Annotated in this window: 5 protein-coding genes and 1 pseudogene; 5 read left to right on the top strand and 1 reads right to left on the bottom strand. The window is 70.0% G+C overall.

Features of this window, described 5'->3' with window-relative positions; genetic code table 11:
- The 4 genes and pseudogenes from ABNT58_RS02070 to ABNT58_RS02055 all read left to right on the top strand — a co-directional run.
- Positions 1 to 164: pseudogene (locus ABNT58_RS02070) on the top strand (flavin reductase family protein); the annotation flags it as partial.
- A gap of 127 nt (positions 165 to 291) precedes the next feature.
- Positions 292 to 717 carry a VOC family protein gene (locus ABNT58_RS02065; protein ID WP_348751854.1) on the top strand — a complete coding sequence of 142 codons (426 nt, stop codon included), beginning with the start codon at positions 292 to 294 and terminating at the stop codon, positions 715 to 717.
- Positions 718 to 760: 43 nt separating this feature from the next.
- Complete coding sequence (locus tag ABNT58_RS02060) at positions 761 to 1,111, top strand: hypothetical protein (RefSeq protein WP_348751853.1); 351 nt, start codon at positions 761 to 763, stop codon at positions 1,109 to 1,111.
- A gap of 70 nt (positions 1,112 to 1,181) precedes the next feature.
- Positions 1,182 to 1,562, top strand: a complete 381-nt coding sequence (locus ABNT58_RS02055; RefSeq protein WP_348751852.1) for a VOC family protein — start codon at positions 1,182 to 1,184, stop codon at positions 1,560 to 1,562.
- Positions 1,563 to 1,595: 33 nt separating this feature from the next.
- Here the strand turns inward: ABNT58_RS02055 and ABNT58_RS02050 are convergent, their stop codons facing one another.
- Complete coding sequence (locus ABNT58_RS02050) at positions 1,596 to 3,299, bottom strand: diguanylate cyclase (RefSeq protein WP_348751851.1); 1,704 nt, start codon at positions 3,297 to 3,299, stop codon at positions 1,596 to 1,598.
- A gap of 266 nt (positions 3,300 to 3,565) precedes the next feature.
- Between ABNT58_RS02050 and ABNT58_RS02045 the strand changes: the two genes are divergently transcribed.
- Positions 3,566 to 5,098, top strand: a 1,533-nt coding sequence (locus ABNT58_RS02045; protein ID WP_348751850.1) for a LodA/GoxA family CTQ-dependent oxidase, incomplete at its 3' end; no start/stop codon positions are given.

Below are 5,098 nucleotides of genomic sequence, written 5' to 3'. Positions count from 1 at the left end.
GCGCCCGCGAAGGCCTGATCGACGCCGAGCGCTGGCGCGTGCGCCTGCAGGACTACCACCCGGTCGGCCGCTTCGGCGCGAGCTTCTACGTGACCACGCGCGACCGCTTCGCGGTGGATGGCAGCGAGCAGCCGAGCACGCGGACGGCGATTGACGAGATGTGATCCGGGCCGCCGCCCAGCCCGCGGTGCGGGTCTTCTGGGGTGGGCGGGAGCGTGGACATCCGGCCTGACATGTTGGATGCTTGCGCCGAACCTTCGGCTCCTCCGCCCGGCGGGCGGCACACGATGCATGCTCACCTACATCACGCTCGGCACCAACGATCTTGCGCGTGCCGTGGCCTTTTACGATTCCGTTCTGCAGGTGTTCGGAATGTCGCGTTGCGACACCTCTGCCGAGGGTGACTGGGAGGGATGGGCCGGATGGGGGACCTATCAGCAGAGCGGTCAGGTTCAGCTCGCGCTTTGGGTCTGCCAGCCGCAGGATGGTCGGCCTGCAACGGCGGGCAATGGCACGATGGTGGCGCTTCGCGCGACGAGCTGGGGTGAGGTCGAACGGGCCTATGAGACTGCACTGGCCAATGGGGGCAGCTCCGAGGGGTCGCCAGGTTTACGGCTGCAGTACAACCCTGACTTTTATGCAGCCTATGTGCGCGATCCCGACGGCAACAAGCTCGCGTTTGTCTGCCGCGGCTTTACCTGCGACCCAGAGGCCTAGTGGCAGGGCAAGCCCTGGGGGATCTTGGCTTTTCTCGTCCGCCTTGCGCATCAAGTTTTCAGCCGCCGCGGATAAAGCAGCTTGGCCTGGAGGCGCTCCATGCTACGGCGCTGCGGTACCTGACGAAGATCGTGCCGGCGTCTCGGGCCGCGGCCGGCAGCCGCAGCCTTCCTTCGTCTGGTTCAACGAAAGCATGGCGCATTACTGTGGCCTGAAAGCACTGTCGGTGGCCGACCCGTCACCGTCTACAAGGCCGTTCGGGACCGAAGCTACGTTCTGGTACGAAGCAGATACCGCCATCGAGACCGCCACCCGAGGAAAGCAAAGTCTGGACGACCATCTGCTCCCACTCCTGCGTGGCACGATGGCACCCGATGGAAGTTTGCGCATCTGATGGACAGGATCTGTCGCGGTCTTGCAGGCTTCGTGCAGCCGCCAAGCAGCAGCCACCGAGGAGAAGAACCATGGAGCTGAACACCGCACGAGTCTTTGTCAACGACCTTTCCGCGGCCAAGCGGTTCTACGCTGAAATGCTGGGTCTCGCAGTCAAGGCAGATGGCAGCGAATACGGATACTGCGTCTTCCGGGCCGGGGCTGCCGATCTGGTGATCGAAGAAGTCGGCAGCGATGCGCCGGAGGAAGACAGGCTCCTGGTCGGTCGCTTCACGGGCCTGTCTTTCACGGTCAAGGATGCGGCAGCCCGACACCAACAGCTTTCAGCGCTCGGCGTCATGTTCTCAGGGCTGCCGGAAAAGCAGCTGTGGGGCGGTGTCCTCGCCACCCTGCAAGATCCGTCCGGCAATCAACTGCAGATCGTCCAGCATCCCACTGCGGACCCTCGCTGAACCGGACCCGCGGCGCACTCCCGCGCGGGCGACTCACGCCGCCGCCATCATCCTGCCCCCCCGCTGCGCCCGCCGGCGGCCGGCCTGTTTGCCGGCGTACATCGCGGCGTCGGCGCGCTTGATCAGTTCGTCGGCGTCGTGGCCGTCCAGCGGGGCCAGGGCGTAGCCGATGGTCAGGCCCACCTGGCAGCTGTGACCGGCGGCCTGGAAGGGGTGGTCGAAGGCCTGCAGCAGCTTCTGGCTCAGCGCATGGGCGGCTTCGGCGTCCAGCAGGCCGCTGGCCAGCACCACGAATTCGTCGCCGCCCACGCGGGCCACGGCGTCGGTGGTGCGCAGCTCGGCCTGCAGCCGCTGCCCCACGGCCACCAGCAGCGCGTCGCCCACGTCGTGGCCGTACTGGTCGTTCACCGGCTTGAAGCCGTCCAGGTCCAGCAGGTAGACGGCCAGCAGCTGGTCGGGCGTGCTTTCGGCCAGCGCCGGCACCATGCGGTCGTGCAGGCCGCGCCGGTTGGGCAGGCCGGTCAGCGGGTCGGTGTGGGCCAGGTCGCGCAGGCGGTGGGTTTCCACCCGCGCGCGCTCGGCATGGCGGTGGATGGCCTGCACCCGCAGCGCCAGCACCGCCATCCACACGGCCATCTCGCACATGGTGGCCAGCGGGTACAGGTGCAGCGCCCAGAAGGTGGGCTGCAGCTTGCCCAGGATGGTGCCCACCAGCGCCGCGGTGCCGATCAGGAAGATGCTCCAGCCCAGCACCATCACGGTGGCGATGCGGTCGCCGCGGCGGGCGCGCAGCACCGCGATGGGCAGCGCCACGGCGGTGGGCAGCAGGCCCATCAGCGTGGCCAGGCCTTGCACCGCCCGGAAGTCCATCAGCCCCAGGTGGTAGGCGGCCAGGCCGGCCAGCGCGGTGCCGCCCAGCAGCGCCAGCGCACGCGCCGCCCAGCGGCTGACTTCGCGCACGGCCAGCGCCCGCGACATGAAGGCCGAGCCGCCGAACACCGCGATCAGCACCGCCTGCGGCGAAATCTCCTGCGCCAGCTGCGGCGCATGCGGCCACACATGCTGCGCCAGGATGCCGAAGTACGACATGAAGAACACGAGGTTGCCGCCCAGCAGCAGCGCGTAGTAGCCGAACATGCCGTCGCGCAGCGCCACGCCGTGGGCGATGCTGTACAGCAGCATGGCCACGGCCAGCCCGGCCAGCACGCCCAGCAGCAGCTGGCCGCGGGCTTCGTGCTCGGCGAAGGCTTCGGGCGTGCGCAGCGTCAGCGGCAGCACCATCGAGCTGCGGGCCCACACCCGCACGTACAGCTCGCTGTCGCCGGGAGGCAGCACCAGCGGCGCGGCCAGCGTGCGTGAGCGCAGCGGCCGCATCTCATGCTCCAGCGAGCTGCCCATGCGCGCATGCGACAGCACCTGGCCGCCGGCCACCAGGTACACGTCCACCCGGTCCAGCGGCGGGTAGTCGATGCCGAACACGCGCTGCACCGGCGCGTGGCCGGCCACCTGCAGCGGGATGCGCAACCACAGCGTATCGGGCATGCGCCCCAGGTTGGCCGGGGTGCCTGCCGGCTTCTGGAAGTAGCGGGGGGCGGCCAGCACTTCTTCCAGCGGCAGGTTGTGTTCGGGGTCGTGGCGCAGCGTGAGGGCAGGCCAGAGGCTGATGCTGTCCTGGTCGCCCACCTGAAGCGGCGCGGCCCCGGCGGGCAGGGCGCCGCCCAGCACGGCGACCAACACCAGACAACGTAACAGGATGAGGGTTCGGCGCAACAGGGCGGGCCAGGGCATGGAGGGCATTGGCCGCGCAGGCTGCAAGAAAGGCGCCCGTCTGCGGCTGCAGTGTCGTCAACCCCCTATTTGGCCACAGGCCTGCCCGCTCGGCATCGCGGGCAGGGCTCGATCTGAAGTGTTCTGAAACCTGCCACGGCCGGGCCGCCCATGCCTTGTGCGGCCTGGCGGGCGGTGGCAAAACCGGCGCTCCATCATGTGCGCAGGAGTGCGACATGCAGCCCAGCACCATCGAACGCGTGGCGATTTACCCGTCCATCGGCATCGCCCGGGTTGGCAACAGCCCCGACGGGTTCTTCTTCGGGCCCGAAGTGCCGGGCGAGCGGCCGGGCGAAGCCACCGGCTACCGCGATGCGCAGGGCCGCCTGCTGCGGCAGGCGGCGCGCTTCCGGCTCTACGGCTTCAATGCGGCGGGGCAGGTGGTGCGCGAGATCACCGCCGATGACGGGCCCATCACCTGGACGGTGCAGGTGGCCAACGAGAAGGCCGCCTGGTTCAACTTCGACCAGGCGATGGACATTCCCGCCAGCCGCGGTCAGCGGGCCGACGTGCGGCCTTTCGTCAGCCTGCGCCGCAATGCGCAGGTGATGGGCGCGGACCGGGCGCAGCTGTCCATCCGGCCGCGGGCACGGTCGATCAGCGGCGTGGGCGTGAACGCCGATGGCCAGCAGGCCGACCTGCGGCTGGACGACGGCTGCTTCTTTGGCCAGCCGGTGTACCTGGGTGAGTTGCGCACCGACGACAGCGGGCGCCTGGTGTTCCTCGGTGGCCGCGGGCACTCGGCCGCCTATGACCACCAGCCGCCCACCGGTTTTGCCAACAACGACGGCTGGCACGACGACGTGGCCGACGGCCCGGTGGAGGCGCGGGTGGTGCTGGGCGGCCGCGAGCTGCGCGCCACCGGGGCCTGGGTGGTGGTGGCACCGCCCGACTATGCGCCGGGCGTGCAGGCCCTGGTCACCGGCTGGGACCTGCTGCGCGACGTGGGCATGGCGCTGGACCCCACGCTGCGGCCGCTGCAGCCGCGCTTTTCCACCGACATCTTTCCGCTGCTCGCGCGCTTTGCCGACCACCAGTGGGTCAACGCCGGGTTCGCGCTGCAGTTCGGCTGGGGCTCGACGAACGACTTCCGCGATCCGCGGCTGCTGGAGCAGCTGGGCGACCCTTCGCCCGGCAGCCAGGCGCTGCGGCGGGCGGTGTTCAGCCGCTTCCGCCAGCCCGACTATGCGGCGCTGCAGGCCGACAGCTGGCCGCCGGTGTATGGCGACGCGGCCACGGTGGACGTGCCCACCGATCCGCGCATGTGGATGGCGGTGCTGGCCTCGCAGTACGAGATGTTGCGTCAGTGGGCGGCCGGCGATTTCATCGCCGACGGCGCGCCGCCGCCGCCCCGGCCGTGGGACGCCTTGAGCCCGGCCGAGCAGGTGCAGGGCATCGACCGCGCGGTGCTGGATGAGACCACCGGCGGCCCCTTCCACCCGGGCACCGAGTTCACCTGGCCCATGCGCGTGGCCAGCCTGTATGCAGCGCCTTTTCGCTTGCAGCGCCGCGGCGGTGAAGAGCCCGACCACGGCAGCGAACTCACCTCGGCCAGCGCGCTGGCGCCCCATGGCCCGCTGGACGGCTGCACCCCCGGCAGCATCACCCGCTGGATGGCCTGCCCCTGGCAGACCGACACCGCCAGCTGCCTGTCGGCCTACCGGCCCTGGGGCGGCGAGTTCCTGCCCACCTTCTGGCCGGCGCGGGTG

Source organism: uncultured Aquincola sp. (assembly GCF_964001545.1).
In the GTDB taxonomy this organism is placed as follows: domain Bacteria; phylum Pseudomonadota; class Gammaproteobacteria; order Burkholderiales; family Burkholderiaceae_C; genus Aquincola.
This window is presented reverse-complemented; position numbering and strand designations above follow the sequence as displayed.